Annotated in this window: 13 protein-coding genes and 4 tRNA genes; 12 read left to right on the forward strand and 5 right to left on the reverse strand. The window is 58.0% G+C overall.

The features are described from left to right. Positions 1-9: 9 nt before the first annotated feature. From wecG to HMPREF3096_RS04975, 6 genes are all read left to right on the forward strand, one after another. Positions 10-750 carry a lipopolysaccharide N-acetylmannosaminouronosyltransferase gene (gene wecG, locus HMPREF3096_RS04950; RefSeq protein ID WP_012969197.1) on the forward strand — a complete coding sequence of 247 codons (741 nt, stop codon included), beginning with the start codon at positions 10-12 and terminating at the stop codon, positions 748-750. Positions 751-955: 205 nt separating this feature from the next. Beyond that, positions 956-2,341, forward strand: coding sequence for a bifunctional threonine/serine APC transporter ThrP (thrP, locus tag HMPREF3096_RS04955; RefSeq protein ID WP_012969196.1), 1,386 nt, complete (start codon positions 956-958; stop codon positions 2,339-2,341). A 102-nt stretch (positions 2,342-2,443) separates the two neighbouring features. Further along, positions 2,444-2,520 (forward strand) — tRNA-Arg (locus tag HMPREF3096_RS04960). 55 nt (positions 2,521-2,575) lie between these two features. Next, positions 2,576-2,651, forward strand: a tRNA-His gene (locus HMPREF3096_RS04965). Positions 2,652-2,674: 23 nt separating this feature from the next. After that, positions 2,675-2,761, forward strand: a tRNA-Leu gene (locus HMPREF3096_RS04970). A gap of 42 nt (positions 2,762-2,803) precedes the next feature. Next, positions 2,804-2,880 (forward strand) — tRNA-Pro (locus HMPREF3096_RS04975). Between the two features lie 461 nt (positions 2,881-3,341). Here HMPREF3096_RS04975 and hemY read toward each other — a convergent pair. From hemY to hemC, 4 genes are read right to left on the reverse strand one after another with little or no spacing between them, the layout of a single operon-like run. Continuing rightward, positions 3,342-4,538 (reverse strand): protoheme IX biogenesis protein HemY, encoded by a 1,197-nt coding sequence (hemY, locus tag HMPREF3096_RS04980; protein ID WP_008807956.1) that lies wholly within the window; start codon positions 4,536-4,538, stop codon positions 3,342-3,344. 3 nt (positions 4,539-4,541) lie between these two features. Then, positions 4,542-5,723, reverse strand: coding sequence for a uroporphyrinogen-III C-methyltransferase (gene hemX, locus HMPREF3096_RS04985; protein WP_008807955.1), 1,182 nt, complete (start codon positions 5,721-5,723; stop codon positions 4,542-4,544). A 21-nt stretch (positions 5,724-5,744) separates the two neighbouring features. After that, entirely contained in the window at positions 5,745-6,485 is a 741-nt protein-coding gene (gene hemD / locus HMPREF3096_RS04990) for a uroporphyrinogen-III synthase (protein WP_008807954.1), read from the reverse strand. After that, positions 6,482-7,423: a hydroxymethylbilane synthase gene (hemC, locus tag HMPREF3096_RS04995; protein ID WP_008807953.1), complete on the reverse strand. Its 942-nt coding sequence runs from the start codon at positions 7,421-7,423 to the stop codon at positions 6,482-6,484. The genes hemD and hemC overlap by 4 nt, the downstream gene beginning before the upstream one ends. A gap of 357 nt (positions 7,424-7,780) precedes the next feature. Here hemC and cyaA point away from each other — a divergent pair, with 357 nt between their 5' ends. Further along, the gene (gene cyaA / locus HMPREF3096_RS05000; protein WP_002883383.1) at positions 7,781-10,333 is read left to right on the forward strand and encodes a class I adenylate cyclase; all 2,553 of its coding nucleotides are present in this window, start codon (positions 7,781-7,783) and stop codon (positions 10,331-10,333) included. 133 nt (positions 10,334-10,466) lie between these two features. Here the strand turns inward: cyaA and cyaY are convergent, their stop codons facing one another. Next, positions 10,467-10,787, reverse strand: coding sequence for an iron donor protein CyaY (gene cyaY / locus HMPREF3096_RS05005; RefSeq protein WP_002883389.1), 321 nt, complete (start codon positions 10,785-10,787; stop codon positions 10,467-10,469). Between the two features lie 138 nt (positions 10,788-10,925). On the opposite strand from cyaY, the gene lptM reads away from it, so the two are divergent. Genes lptM through yigB form a run of 5 tightly spaced genes read left to right on the forward strand, consistent with a single transcriptional unit; the run spans position 10,926 to position 14,308 of the window. Next, positions 10,926-11,129 carry an LPS translocon maturation chaperone LptM gene (lptM, locus tag HMPREF3096_RS05010; RefSeq protein WP_004886794.1) on the forward strand — a complete coding sequence of 68 codons (204 nt, stop codon included), beginning with the start codon at positions 10,926-10,928 and terminating at the stop codon, positions 11,127-11,129. A gap of 35 nt (positions 11,130-11,164) precedes the next feature. Continuing rightward, a complete protein-coding gene (gene dapF, locus HMPREF3096_RS05015; RefSeq protein ID WP_002883394.1) occupies positions 11,165-11,989 on the forward strand; it encodes a diaminopimelate epimerase in 825 nt (274 codons plus the stop codon). Continuing rightward, entirely contained in the window at positions 11,986-12,693 is a 708-nt protein-coding gene (locus HMPREF3096_RS05020; RefSeq protein WP_008807952.1) for a DUF484 domain-containing protein, read from the forward strand. Before dapF ends, HMPREF3096_RS05020 begins: the two co-directional genes overlap by 4 nt. Further along, positions 12,690-13,592 (forward strand): tyrosine recombinase XerC, encoded by a 903-nt coding sequence (gene xerC, locus HMPREF3096_RS05025; RefSeq protein WP_023296872.1) that lies wholly within the window; start codon positions 12,690-12,692, stop codon positions 13,590-13,592. Before HMPREF3096_RS05020 ends, xerC begins: the two co-directional genes overlap by 4 nt. Next, positions 13,592-14,308, forward strand: a complete 717-nt coding sequence (gene yigB / locus HMPREF3096_RS05030) for a 5-amino-6-(5-phospho-D-ribitylamino)uracil phosphatase YigB (RefSeq protein WP_012969191.1) — start codon at positions 13,592-13,594, stop codon at positions 14,306-14,308. The genes xerC and yigB overlap by 1 nt, the downstream gene beginning before the upstream one ends. Positions 14,309-14,369: the final 61 nt, after the last annotated feature.

Raw genomic sequence — 14,369 nt, forward strand, 5'->3', positions numbered from 1 at the left:
AGGATAGACATGACTGGGACCATTTCCGCGCCGTTGTATCTGTTAAGAGGGCTGCAGCTCATAGGCTGGCGCGATATGCAGCACGCTCTGGATTATTTGTATGCCGACGGCGCGCTCCGGGAGGGGACGCTGGTGGCCATTAATGCTGAGAAAATGCTGGCCGTAGAAGATAACCCGGAGGTACGGGCGCTGATTGAGGCGGCGGAGTTTAAATATGCGGATGGCATCAGCGTGGTGCGTTCGCTGCGCAAAAAATACCCGCAGGCCCAGGTATCCCGCGTCGCCGGGGCCGATCTCTGGGAAGCGTTAATGCAGCGCGCTGGCGCTGAAGGGACACCGGTGTTTTTGGTTGGTGGTAAACCTGAGGTCCTGACGCAAACGGAGTCCAGGCTGCGTCAGCGCTGGCAAGTGAACATCGTCGGCAGCCAGGACGGTTATTTTACCCCTGAGCAGCGCCAGGCATTGTTCGAACGCATTCGCGACAGCGGGGCGAAAATCGTCACCGTCGCGATGGGGTCGCCGCGCCAGGAGATCTTCATGCGCGACTGCCGGCGCCTGTATCCGCACGCGCTGTATATGGGCGTCGGCGGCACTTACGATGTCTTCACTGGGCACGTCCATCGGGCGCCGAAGTTCTGGCAGGATCTGGGGCTGGAGTGGTTCTATCGCCTGCTTTTGCAGCCGAGCCGCATCAAGAGACAGTTCCGTCTGCTGCGCTATTTACGTTGGCATTATACCGGCAAGCTCTGATATTCCACTGCAACCAGGCGAGTTTGCATACATATTCTGTGTAATCTCTTCACTCGCCTGATACTTTATTTGCCATTTCCGTAAAATTAATTAACCATTCGCAGGCTTCATACGCGCGGGGGAGACCTGCGCGTCGGCAAGGCTATGGTTTCAGTTAATAACAATAACCGGGAGTACCCGGAATACGGCAAACACAAGAGGATATATGACTGAGAAAAAAGCGGAGCTCCAGCGTGGACTGGAGGCCCGGCATATTGAACTGATCGCCCTTGGCGGGACGATTGGCGTGGGGTTGTTTATGGGGGCGGCCAGTACGTTGAAATGGGCCGGGCCTTCCGTGCTGCTGGCGTACATTATCGCTGGCCTGTTCGTCTTTTTCATTATGCGCTCAATGGGCGAAATGCTGTTCCTTGAGCCTGTCACTGGCTCCTTCGCGGTGTATGCGCATCGCTATATGAGCCCCTTCTTCGGCTACCTGACCGCGTGGTCCTACTGGTTTATGTGGATGGCGGTGGGGATCTCGGAGATTACCGCCATCGGGGTCTATGTGCAGTTCTGGTTCCCGGAGATGGCGCAGTGGATCCCGGCGTTAATTGCCGTGGGGCTGGTGGCGCTGGCGAACCTGGCGGCGGTCCGGCTGTACGGTGAAATCGAGTTCTGGTTCGCCATGATTAAAGTCACCACCATTATCGTGATGATCGTCGTCGGGCTGGGCGTCATTTTCTTCGGCTTTGGCAACGGCGGCCACTCCATTGGTTTTGGTAATCTCACCGAACATGGCGGTTTCTTCGCCGGCGGCTGGAAGGGCTTCCTGACGGCGCTGTGTATCGTGGTCGCGTCCTATCAGGGGGTGGAGCTCATCGGCATTACCGCAGGTGAAGCGAAAAATCCGCAGGTGACCCTGCGCAGCGCGGTGGGCAAAGTGCTGTGGCGGATCCTGATTTTCTACGTGGGCGCGATTTTCGTTATCGTCACCATCTTCCCGTGGGATCAAATCGGCTCCAACGGCAGCCCGTTCGTACTGACGTTTGCCAAAATCGGGATTACCGCGGCGGCGGGAATTATCAACTTCGTGGTGCTGACGGCGGCGCTTTCCGGCTGCAACAGCGGAATGTACAGCTGTGGACGTATGCTGTACGCCCTGGCGAAGAACCGCCAACTGCCGGCGGCGATCGGTAAGGTATCGCGCAACGGCGTTCCGGCCGTCGGCGTGGCGCTGTCGATTCTGATCCTGCTGGTGGGCTCCTGCCTGAATTACATCATTCCTAATCCGCAGCGGGTGTTTGTCTATGTCTACAGCGCCAGCGTGTTGCCAGGGATGGTGCCATGGTTTGTGATCCTGATCAGCCAGCTGCGTTTCCGTCGCGTGCATCGGGCGGCAATCGCCAGCCATCCGTTCCGTTCGCTGCTGTTTCCGTGGGCCAACTATTTCACCATGGCCTTCCTGATCTGTGTGCTGGTAGGGATGGGTCTGAATGATGAAACCCGGATGTCGCTGTTTGTCGGCATTATTTTCCTGGCCGCCGTCACCCTGATTTATAAGGTGTTTGGCCTCGGAAGACAGGGGCAAGTCAATAATACGGCTGAATAACCGTCAAAACGAACAAAGCATGAGCAAACGATAATTTTCTTTTAAAAGGCACTAGACAGCGGGGTAGGAAGTCCGTATTATCCGACCCCGCAACGGCGCTAAGCGCCCGTAGCTCAGCTGGATAGAGCGCTGCCCTCCGGAGGCAGAGGTCTCAGGTTCGAATCCTGTCGGGCGCACCATTAACCCGGTGCTGGAGCTGCGGTGGTTTTAATACCGCGTAAAAGGTTTGCAGTGGTGGCTATAGCTCAGTTGGTAGAGCCCTGGATTGTGATTCCAGTTGTCGTGGGTTCGAATCCCATTAGCCACCCCATTATTTGATAGAGTTGTGAATTTGCGAAGGTGGCGGAATTGGTAGACGCGCTAGCTTCAGGTGTTAGTGTCCTTACGGACGTGGGGGTTCAAGTCCCCCCCCTCGCACCACGACTTTAACGAATTGAACTAAAAATTCAAAAAGCAGTATTTCGGCGAGTAGCGCAGCTTGGTAGCGCAACTGGTTTGGGACCAGTGGGTCGGAGGTTCGAATCCTCTCTCGCCGACCAATTTTGAACCCCGCTTCGGCGGGGTTTTTTGTTTTCTGTCGCTGCCCGCCATTATTTATTCCCCTGATCTTGCTGATAAAAAAACGCCTCTCTGCTTGAGAATACGCGTCAGGAAAACTCTCAATTCATCACTGTGGTAGATGCAATTTCCCCGGATCCTGTGCGATAATAACCGGGTAGATGCTCATTCCATCTCTTATGTTCGCCTTCGTGCCTCATAAACTCCGGAATGATGCAGAGCCGTTCTTACGGTGCTTATCGTCCACTGACAGATGTCGCATTTATGCCTCATCAAACACCATGGACATTACGTTGAGTGAAGCACCCAATTTGTTGTCAAACAGACCTGTTTTAACGCCTGCCCTGATTTCAGCGCAGGCGTTTTTTTCTTTCAGGGATCCGTCAACGCGAAGGCGGGGGAGAAGGGCTATCGCCCCGCAGGAGGCGATAGCCATGGCAGGTTACGGCTGAGGATTATTCTGCAGCGTCAGCAGCAGCCCATCGCGGCGCATAGCGGCGGCTTCTTCCGGCTGATGCAGGCGATCCAGGGCATCCGCCAGCCAGGCGTAATCAAAGGCATCCGGACGCTGCTTAAGCGCGGCGCGGAAGGCGATGCTGGCCTCCTGCCATTCGCCGTGCCGCATCAGCGACTGGCCCAGGGTACTCCACAGCAGCGGACGGTCGCCAACGGCTTTGATCTGCTGGCGCAGCACTTTCTCCAGCTGTTCCGGGTTATTGGTCTTCAGACGCGGGATCGGCATCACCAGACGGTCATCATACTGTTTCTTCAGACCATCAATGATAATTTGCTGCGCGGTATCGTGATCGTCGCTCTCGATGAGGCGCTCGGCCATCGCCACCTGCAGCGGCACCAGCGCCCGCGTTTTACGGCTCTGGTTGCGCCACCATTCGCGCAACCCTTCGCTGCCGCCGTCGGCCAGCGCTTTATCCATCAGGCCAACCCAGGCCAGCTGTTCCAGCGCAGCGCGGTGCTCTTCATCGCCGACGTTAGCTTTCGCCATCGACGGAATGATGTCCAGCAGCGACTGCCAGGCGCCGGTGCGGGTGTATGCCTGTTCGGCGAGGCGCAGCACTTCAGGATGACGCGGAGTAATTTCCAGCAGCTTATCGATGCCATGGCGCGCGGCGTGATTTTCATTACGCGCCAGCTGCAGGCGAACGCGGGTGATTTCCACCGGGATCAGGTCATCGCCCGCCAGCTCGGTGGCGCGCTCCAGATGCTGGTTGGCCCGCGCTTCATCGCCGCGCTGCTGGGCCGCTTCCGCCGCCAGCAGATAGTTCACCACCGGTTGTTCGGCGTGATCGGCATTTTTCGCCATCAGCTTCTCAACCTGCTGGTAATCACCTTCCGCCAGCTTGAGAAGCGCCTGCTCGGTTTGCTTACGCGCGCGACGGCGTTTACGGCCGACAAACCAGCCGCGCGTATGCGCTCCGGTGCGGAAAATGCGGCGCAGCAGCCATTCGATGGCGAACAGCACCACCATGGCGAGGATCAGAATGATCACCAGCCCGGTCACGCTGGTCTCGATATTGTAATTATCGGTCTGGATCAGGACGTAGCCCTGATGCCCGGCGATCATCGGGCCAAGCACGATCCCGGCGATCAACAGCGCGAAGAGTAGAAGAATTTTCAGCATGCGTTACTCTCCTTGCGGCGCAGCAGGGGCGGCCGGTGCAGCAGGGGCTGGTGAGGGCGCGCCGCCCGCGGTAACGGCAGGCTGCGCCATCAGGTTGCGCACCCGGGTCTGCATCAGTTTTTCCAGCAACGCCTGGCTCTGCAGCGTTTCCGGCACCGTCATGGTAATGCTTTGCTGACTGAGCTTATCCACCTCGTCGAGGAAGGCTTTGGTGGTGGCGTCATCAGTATCGTAATAGGCGCGTACCCAGGTCGAGACGTTATCCAGCGACTGTTTCCAGGTCTCTTCCTGATGGCGCGGCACTGCCTGCGCGGCGACCAGCAGGCGAGAGCGAATATTTTCCCGCAGATAGATATCCTGATTCGGCGCCAGCAGCGGGACCGCGGTTTCATCGCGGCGGCGCACGGTGATAAAGCTGTCCATAAAGTTCTGCCAGCTTTTCTGCAGATTGACGCGCCATTCGCTGATAGAGCTGGAAAGCTCGTCGCTATCAGAGTCCATCGGCGAATCGTCATCGTTATTATCGGCCAGCCGCAGGTTGTCGATTTGGTTCGCCAGCTGATTCACCTTGAGGATCATGCCGTCGTAGTCCACCTGGCTTACCGCGGAGAGGGTGGCGATGTCGTCGGTGATCGCCCGGCGGGCGCCGATCAGGCTGGGGTCATTCATGTCGGCGAGGCTGGCGTCGGCGCTTTTTAGCAGCGCGGCGGCGGTAGTGACATCCTGATCGCTCCACAGCTTACGTCCCGCCAGCTTGACGAGGAAATCGGCCTGGGCCAGCAGCCAGGTTTTGGCATCGCTGCCCGAAATCACGGCGACTTTCTGCTGCAACTCATCAAGCTGTTTGGTCAGGGTTTCCTGCTCGTGTTTGGCCTGACTCAACTGGTCGGCCTGCTGTTTGATAATGCCTTCCAGTTCGCTCTTTTGGCTCTCCTGCGCTTTTTGCAGTGCCGCAAGCTGGCCTGATAATTCAGAGGTGGTTGCGTTTTGCCGCGTGGCCTGCTGTTTGTTCAGGCCATACAGGCCGATGCCAGCGGCTATCGCAATGGCGATAGCGATCGCGCTGAGCGCCAGGCTGGTTTTGTTACCCGCCTTCTTCTTATCGTTGTTCTCTGGCTGTGGTGTGGTTTCCACGGCCTCCCTGGTCTCTTCAACCACGGCGGATTGATTTTGTTGTTCCGTCATTATGGCTTCCAATGTTGAGAGTTATTGTAATGCGCGTAGCAGCGCATCGTTGTCAGCGTTATCGGCAACCTGAATCTCCTGCCAGCCCAGTTCCCGGGCCTGAAGGGCCAGACGTTCGCTGACAACGACAAGGCGGCAGTGCAGGAGCCACTGTTCGCGATACCATTGCGGTATGAGCGACCACAGCTGCTGCAGCATCTCACCGCTGGTGACCACCAGCGTGGTGACCCCGCGAGACTGCCAGCGCATCGCTTCTTCTGCGCCATCGTAATGTTTTGCACTACGTTGATAACATTCACAAAATGTGACCCTGGCGCCGCGTTCAGCCAGCGTGGCGCCTAAGAGTTCCCGCCCACCATTGCCGCGTAGGATCAGCGCATTTTTCCCGGCAATGTTTTGTAATTCAGGTAATTGTAGCAAGACTTCGCTAATTTCCCGATCTAACGGGTAACGGATGTGCTGCCCGCTGACCGTATGCAGGGCCAGCGCCGTCGTTCGACCAATGGCAAAATAGTGCGGAGAAGTGGGCCAGGGCAGGCCTTGCTGCTGCAGACGGGCATGGGCGAATTCCACCGCATGTTGGGATAGCGCAAACAGCAGGTCGTCGGACCCCAGATGGGCAAGATGGTCGCCCAGCACGGGAAGCTCCCGGCCAGGCGTAAATTCTATCAGCGGAAAGCTCCAGGCCACGCGTCCCATGGCCCGCAGACGGCTGACCAGCGCTTCCCCTTGCGGGAGTGGACGAGTGACCAGGATGCTCATCGTGGGGCTTCTCCATCATAAACTGCCGCGAGAATGTCGCGGGCGCCATTATCCAGGAGCTCTTCCGCCAGCGAGATGCCGAGCGCTTCGGCCTGCTCTGCTGGCCCGCGCCGTTCGCCGCGTACCATCTGCGAACCATCCGGGGCGCCAACCAGCGCCCGCAACCACAGTTCGCCGTTGACGAGTTCCGCATAGCTGCCAATTGGCACCTGACAACCGCCTTCGAGGCGGGTGTTCATCGCCCGTTCGGCGCGCACGCGTACTGCGGTTTCCGCATGGTTGAGGGGCGCTAACAGCGCCTGGGTCCATGCATCGTCAAGACGGCATTCGATACCCACCGCGCCCTGGCCGACGGCCGGCAGGGATTGCTCCGGCGACAGCGGCTGGCGAATACGCGCTTCCAGTTTCAGGCGCTTCAACCCGGCGGCGGCAAGGATAATGGCGTCATACTCACCGTTATCCAGTTTACTCAGCCGGGTACCAACGTTACCGCGCAGAGAGCGGATCACCAGGTCTGGACGGGTGGCGGCCAGCTGGCACTGACGGCGTAAACTTGACGTGCCAACGACGCTGCCGGCCGGCAGTTCGTCAATTGAGGCATAGTGATTGGAAACAAACGCGTCGCGCGGATCGTCGCGCTCGCAGATGGTGACCAACCCCAGGCCCTCCGGGAATTCCACCGGGACATCTTTCATCGAATGGACGGCGATATCGGCCCGCCCTTCGAGCATGGCGAGCTCTAACTCTTTCACAAATAAGCCCTTGCCGCCCACCTTTGCCAGGGGCGTATCAAGGATGACATCACCGCGCGTAACCATCGGCACCAGCTCGACGTTCAGTCCTGGATGCGCTTGTTCCAGGCGCGCTTTAACATACTGCGCCTGCCATAGCGCAAGCGGGCTTTGCCGTGTGGCAATTTTCAAAACTTTGTCTAACATGCTTGTTACCGTCATTGTCGACCACTATCCATCCTAACATTGTTGTCTTACGGATGTTAGTTTTCACGGTTTATGTGGGAGATGGCTCCGGCCTTCTCTTTTTTAACCTTTCATGCGCGTGGCGGTTGCCGGAGGCGTAGTGAGGAATTTACAGGTAATAAACGGTGCTACACTTGTATGTAGCGCATCTTTCTTTACGGTCAATGAGCAAGGTGTTAAATTGATCACGTTTTAAACCATTTGTCCGTCCGCTGCTCATCACAACCACACCGACGACGAATGGTGACGGTTTTTGTTGAAATACTGAAATCCTCCGTACTATTGTACTTCGGGTTTTTGAACATCAGGCGATATGTCTTGTACCTCTATATTGAGACACTGAAACAGAGACTGGATGCCATCAACCAATTGCGCGTGGATCGCGCGCTTGCTGCCATGGGACCCGCTTTCCAGCAGGTTTACAGTCTACTGCCAACGTTACTACATTATCATCACCCGCTGATGCCGGGTTACCTTGACGGTAACGTTCCCCGTGGCATTTGCCTCTACACGCCTGATGAAACCCAACGCCACTATCTTGAAGAACTGGAGCTGCATCGCGGCATGCAGACCCAGGAGCCGCCGAAAGGCGAGCTACCGATCACCGGCGTCTACTCGATGGGCAGTACTTCCTCCGTTGGTCAAAGCTGTTCTTCCGATCTGGATATCTGGGTATGTCACCAGGCCTGGCTGGATAGCGAAGAGCGCCAGCTGCTGCAGCGAAAATGCAGCCTGCTTGAGAGCTGGGCGGCCTCGCTCGGCGTGGAAGTCAGCTTCTTCCTGATCGACGAAAACCGCTTCCGTCATAATGAAAGCGGCAGCCTCGGCGGCGAAGACTGCGGTTCGACTCAGCATATCCTGTTGCTCGATGAGTTCTATCGCACCGCGGTGCGTCTCGCCGGCAAGCGTATTCTGTGGAATATGGTGCCGTGCGATGAAGAAGAGCATTACGATGATTACGTCATGGGGCTGTATGCTCAGGGCGTGCTGACGCCTAACGAATGGCTCGATCTCGGCGGCCTCAGTTCGCTGTCGGCGGAAGAGTACTTCGGCGCCAGCCTGTGGCAGCTGTATAAGAGTATCGACTCCCCCTATAAAGCGGTGCTGAAAACGCTGCTGCTGGAAGCCTACTCCTGGGAATACCCCAATAACCGCCTGTTAGCGAAAGATATCAAACAGCGTCTGCACGACGGCGAGATTGTCTCCTTCGGCCTCGACCCGTACTGCATGATGCTGGAGCGCGTGACCACCTATCTGCAGGCCATCGAAGATGAAACCCGCCTCGACCTGGTGCGCCGCTGCTTCTACCTGAAAGTTTGTGAAAAACTCAGCCGCGAACGCGCCTGCGTCGGCTGGCGTCGCGAAGTCGTCAGCCAGTTGGTGAATGCCTGGGGCTGGGACGAAAAGCGTCTGATGATGCTCGACAACCGCGCCAACTGGAAAATTGATGAAGTGCGCAAGGCGCACAACGAACTGCTCGACGCCATGATGCAGAGCTATCGTAATCTGATCCGCTTCGCGCGGCGCAATAACCTTAGCGTCTCCGCCAGCCCTCAGGATATTGGCGTGCTGACCCGTAAGCTGTATGCGGCCTTTGAAGCGCTGCCGGGGAAAGTGACGCTGGTGAACCCGCAAATTTCGCCGGATCTGTCGGAACCGAACCTGACCTTTATCCACGTGCCGCCGGGCCGCGCCAATCGTACCGGTTGGTATCTGTATAACCGCGCGCCGGATATGGAATCGATCATCAGCCATCAGCCGCTGGAATATAACCGTTATCTTAATAAGCTGGTGGCCTGGGCCTGGTTTAACGGCCTGCTGACCTCACGCACCCGCCTGTTTATTAAGGGCAACGGCATCGTCGATCTGGCGAAGCTGCAGGAGATGGTGGCCGACGTGTCGCACCACTTCCCGCTGCGCCTGCCGGCGCCGACGCCAAAAGCGCTGTACAGCCCGTGCGAAATCCGCCATCTGGCGATTATCGTCAACCTCGAATATGACCCGACCGCGGCCTTCCGCAATCAGGTGGTGCACTTCGACTTCCGTAAACTGGATGTTTTCAGCTTCGGCGAAGAGCAAAAATGCCTGATCGGCAGCGTCGACCTGCTGTATCGCAACTCGTGGAACGAAGTGCGTACGCTGCACTTTAACGGCGAGCAGGCGATGATCGAAGCGCTGAAGACGATCCTCGGCAAAATGCATCAGGACGCCGCGCCGCCGGACAGCGTGGAGGTGTTCTGCTATAGCCAGCACCTGCGCGGCCTGATCCGTACCCGCGTGCAGCAGATGATCTCCGAATGCATCGAACTGCGTCTCTCCAGTACCCGCCAGGATACCGGGCGCTTCAAAGCGCTGCGCGTCTCCGGCCAGACGTGGGGGCTGTTCTTCGAGCGTCTTAACGTTTCGGTGCAGAAGCTGGAAAACGCCATTGAGTTCTACGGCGCTATCTCGCACAACAAGCTTCACGGGTTGTCGGTGCAGGTGGAAACCAATCACGTTAAGCTGCCGGCGGTGGTGGATGGCTTCGCCAGCGAAGGGATTATTCAGTTCTTCTTTGAAGATGCGGATAACAACGACAGCGGCTTTAACATCTATATTCTTGATGAGAGCAACCGCGCCGAGGTCTATCATCACTGCGAGGGCAGTAAAGAGGAGCTGGTGCGCGACGTCAGCCGCTTCTATTCGTCATCGCACGATCGTTTCACCTACGGCTCCAGCTTTATCAACTTCAACCTGCCGCAGTTCTATCAGATTGTCGAGGTAGACGGGCGCACCCAGGTGATCCCCTTCCGCACCCAGGCGATTGCCGCCGCGATACCCACCAGCCAGGACGTTACCGCTTCGCCGGTGCTGCAGCAGCGCTACTCGTAGATTTGGCCCGGATAAGGCGTGAGCCGCTATCCGGAGATCTTCCCTGCTGGCGCTGCGCTTAGCAGGGCTACGGTTCTAAGTCGTCGGGTAGCCCGGATAAGGCGCGATGCGCCGCCATCCGGGAAACACGTTATTAACGGAATTTCACCGTCTCACCGGCCTGCTGGCTCGCCGCCTGCTCCAGCAAATCCCAGAAGGTCTCGCCGCTGCGATCGCAGATCCACTCGTCGCCTTTGAGATCAAAATGGTAGCCGCCCTGTTTGGTGGCCAGCCACACCTGGTGCAGCGGCTCCTGACGGTTAATAATGATTTTGCTGCCGTTTTCAAAGCTGATGGTCAGCACGCCGCCGTTGATTTCACAGTCGATGTCGCTATCGCCGTCCCAGTCGTCCAGGCGTTCTTCGATGGTCATCCACAGGCTATCCGCCAGGCGATGGAATTCACTGTCGTTCATGGTTCTATCCTGCTTTTTTGAAGATGGCGGCAGTATAGCGCGAAACAAAAGCGCGCGCAGTCGGATGCTAAAGGCTTGCTTTTACGTCTTCTCCTGCGATGATAGAAAGCAGAAAGAATGAATCACGGGCAACTATCAATGAAAAACGTTTTTCCTACGCTTGCCGTTTTGTTTGCGATCTTCAGCCTGACCGGCTGCGGTCTGAAAGGGCCTCTCTATTTCCCGCCGGCGGACAAAACCGCGCCGCCGCCGACCAAACCGGTTAACCCTGGTATTCAGAGCTCAACGCCGGATCGTAACGATCGTGGCGATACCGGTGGTCCGAGCCAGGTCAATTACTAACGATAACGTTCTGTTCCGCGCAACTGGAGTAGATGATGCAGTTCTCTAAAATGCATGGCCTTGGCAACGATTTTATGGTCGTTGACGCGGTAACGCAGAATGTTTTTTTCTCGCCGGAGTTGATTCGCCGCCTGGCAGATCGCCATCTTGGCGTCGGGTTCGATCAGCTGTTGGTCGTCGAGCCGCCCTACGATCCCGATCTGGATTTTCATTACCGGATCTTTAACGCCGACGGCAGCGAAGTGTCGCAGTGCGGCAACGGCGCGCGCTGTTTTGCCCGCTTTGTCCGGCTGAAAGGCCTGACCAATAAACGTGATATTCGCGTGAGTACGGCCAACGGGCGTATGGTATTAAGCGTAACGGAAGACGATCTGGTGCGGGTGAATATGGGCGAGCCTAACTTTGAGCCGTCCCAGGTGCCGTTCCGCGCCAACAAAGCGGAAAAGACCTATATCATGCGTGCCGCCGAGCAGACAGTATTGTGCGGCGTGGTGTCCATGGGGAATCCGCATTGCGTCATCCAGGTGGATGACGTGGATACAGCGGCCGTAGAAACCCTCGGCCCGGTGATGGAAAGCCACGAGCGTTTTCCGGAGCGCGCCAATATCGGCTTTATGCAGGTGGTCGGCCGGTCCCACATCCGTCTGCGCGTCTACGAACGCGGCGCGGGGGAAACCCAGGCCTGCGGCAGCGGCGCCTGCGCCGCGGTGGCGGTGGGGATCCAGCAGGGGCTGCTCGCTGAAACGGTACGCGTGGAATTGCCCGGCGGTCGTCTTGATATCGCCTGGAAAGGCCCGGGCCAGCCGCTGTTTATGACCGGCCCGGCGGCCCATGTCTATGATGGATTTATTCATTTATGAAACCAATCGGGGAAGAACAGCAGGAGGTTACCAGCGCGTTGAACGATCGGGCGGTGGTGGACTATCTGTTGCAACATCCTGAATTTTTTATTCGTAATGCCGCCCAGGTTGAACATATCCGTGTCCCGCATCCGGTCCGCGGTTCGATTTCGCTGGTGGAGTGGCACATGATGCGGGCGCGTAACCATATTCATGTGCTGGAAGAGAATATGTCGCTGCTGATGGAGCAGGCGGTCGCTAATGAAAGCCTGTTCCAGCGCCTGCTGCAGCTGCAAACGCGGCTGGCGGCCGCGGAGAGCCTCGATGATATGCTCAACCGCCTTCATCGCTGGGCTCGCGAGCTGGGGTTAGCTGGCGCCACGGTGCGCCTGTTCCCTGACTGCTGGCGCCTCGGCGCGCCCTCGAAGTTTACCCATTTGGCGTTAAGCCGGCAGGCGTTTGAGCCGATCCGTATTCAACGTCTGGGCCAGGCGCGCCACTATCTTGGGCCGCTGAACGGTCCGGAGCTGCTGGTGGTGCTACCGGAAGCGAAGGCCATTGGATCCGTGGCGATGTCGATGCTGGGCGGCGATAACGCTCCGGGCGTGATGCTCTTTAGCAGCCGCGATGCGCAGCATTATCAGTCAGGGCAGGGGACGCAGTTGCTGCAGGAAATTGCGCAGATGCTCCCTGGCCTGCTGGAGCGCTGGATTGAACGCGCATGACCGACTCTCCGCTTTCCGCCTGCGTCGACCGCTTCCTGCGCTATCTCGGCGTTGAGCGTCAGCTTAGCCCGATTACGCTGACTAACTACCAGCGTCAGCTGGACGCGTTGATCGCCCTGGCGGATGAGGCGGGGCTGAAAAGCTGGCAGCAGTGCGATGCCGCTCAGGTGCGTAGCTTTGCGGTACGCAGCCGCCGTGCGGGTTTAGGCCCGGCGAGCCTGGCGCTGCGGCTTTCCGCGCTACGCAGCTTCTTTGACTGGATGGTCAGTCAGGGCGAACTGGCCGCTAACCCGGCGAAGGGGATTGCGGCGCCGAAAATTCCCCGCCACTTGCCGAAAAATATCGATGTCGATGATGTAAATCGGCTGCTGGATATCGACCTCAACGATCCGCTCGCGGTGCGCGACCGGGCGATGCTGGAAGTGATGTACGGTGCAGGTCTGCGTCTGTCTGAGCTGGTCAACCTTGATATTAAGCACCTCGACCTCGAAAGCGGTGAGGTTTGGGTGATGGGCAAAGGCAGCAAAGAACGCCGTTTGCCGATCGGTCGTAACGCGGTGGCGTGGATTGAGCACTGGCTGGATTTGCGCGGCCTGTTCGGTACTGACGACGACGCGCTGTTTTTGTCGAAGCTGGGTAAACGCATTTCGGCGCGCAACGTGCAGAAGCGATTTGCCGAGTGGGGGATTAAGCAGGGGCTGAACAGCCATGTGCACCCGCACAAGCTGCGCCACTCCTTTGCCACCCATATGCTGGAGTCCAGCGGCGATCTGCGCGGCGTGCAGGAGCTGTTGGGCCATGCTAACCTCTCCACCACTCAAATCTATACCCATCTTGACTTTCAACACCTTGCCTCGGTGTACGATGCCGCGCATCCGCGCGCTAAACGGGGGAAATAATGCGTTTTTACCGACCTCTGGGCCAGATTTCCGCACTGACGTTTGACCTGGACGACACCCTATATGATAACCGCCCGGTGATTGACCGGACGATGCACGAGTCGCTGGCCTTTGTGCGCAATTACCATCCGTCGCTCAGCCAGTTCGATGCCCATGAGCTTAACCAACTGCGTCAGACGCTGCTGGCATCTGAGCCGGAGATCTACCACGACGTGACCGTCTGGCGCCATCGTGCGCTGGAGCTCGGCATGCGTAACGCTGGGCTCTCCGCCGAAGCGGCAAAAGCCGGCGCCGATGCGGCGATGGAAAACTTCGCCCACTGGCGCAGCCGGGTCGATGTTCCGCAGGAGACCCACGATACGCTGGCGAAGCTGGCACAGAAGTGGCCGCTGGTGGCCATTACCAATGGCAACGCCCGCCCCGAGCTGTTCGGCCTGAGCGACTATTTCCGCTTCGTGCTGCGCGCGGGTCCGGATGGTCGTTCCAAGCCGTTTGCCGATATGTATCACCTGGCGGCGGCGCGTCTGAATTTACCGCTCGGGCACATTCTGCACGTCGGCGATGATCTGACGACCGACGTCGCCGGTTCGCTACGCTGCGGGATGCAGGCCTGCTGGATCAAACCGCAAGGCGCGGACCTGATGCACACCGCGGACAGCCGCCTGCTGCCGCATATTGAAATTTCACGGTTGGCATCTCTGACCTCGCTGATATAATCACCAGTCACTCTGTATATATTAACAGGGGTTCATGGAACCCCTTCTCTTCCGGCGGTGC

The organism is Klebsiella sp. HMSC25G12, assembly GCF_001807705.1.
GTDB classification, from domain to species: domain Bacteria; phylum Pseudomonadota; class Gammaproteobacteria; order Enterobacterales; family Enterobacteriaceae; genus Klebsiella; species Klebsiella variicola.